Annotated in this window: 1 pseudogene; it reads right to left on the bottom strand. The window is 70.2% G+C overall.

Annotation, left to right across the window (positions count from 1 at the left end):
• Positions 1-170: 170 nt before the first annotated feature.
• Positions 171-497 (bottom strand): annotated as a pseudogene (gene metX / locus ABTU92_RS29410) (homoserine O-acetyltransferase); the annotation flags it as partial.

Below are 497 nucleotides of genomic sequence, written 5' to 3'. Positions count from 1 at the left end.
CAGCCGACGTCGAGGACGCGCGAGCCGGGCTCGACCATCTCGGAGACGAGCAGCAGGTCGACGCGCGCCCCGCCGGGGCCGCGGACCGTCTCGGCCATGGTGAGATCGCGCGGCGCGCGGGACAGCATCACGGCAACATCCTCGTCTCGATCCTCACGCCGAACGTCTCCTCACGTCACGATGCCGCGGGCCCGCCCGGCGGCGTCGAGGAAGCCGCGCACGATGGCGAACAGCTCCGGCTCGTCGAGCAGGAAGGCGTCGTGGCCCTTGTCGCTTTCGATCTCGGCGAAGGAGACGCGCGCCCCGCCGGCGTTCAGCGCGTGCACGACGGCGCGCGATTCCGAGGTCGGGAACAGCCAGTCCGAGGTGAACGAGATCACGCAGAAGCGCGTGCGCGTTCCCCGGAAGGCGTTCGCCAGCACCCCGCCATGGTCGCCGGCGAGGTCGAAATAGTCCATGGCGCGGGTGAGGTAGAGATAGCTGTTGGCGTCGAAGCG

The sequence above is a fragment of the Rhodoplanes sp. SY1 genome (genome assembly GCF_046000175.1).
Classification (GTDB): Bacteria; Pseudomonadota; Alphaproteobacteria; order Rhizobiales; family Xanthobacteraceae; genus Rhodoplanes.
The sequence above is the reverse complement of the archived record's forward strand: the minus strand, read 5'-3'. Positions and strand labels throughout refer to the sequence as shown.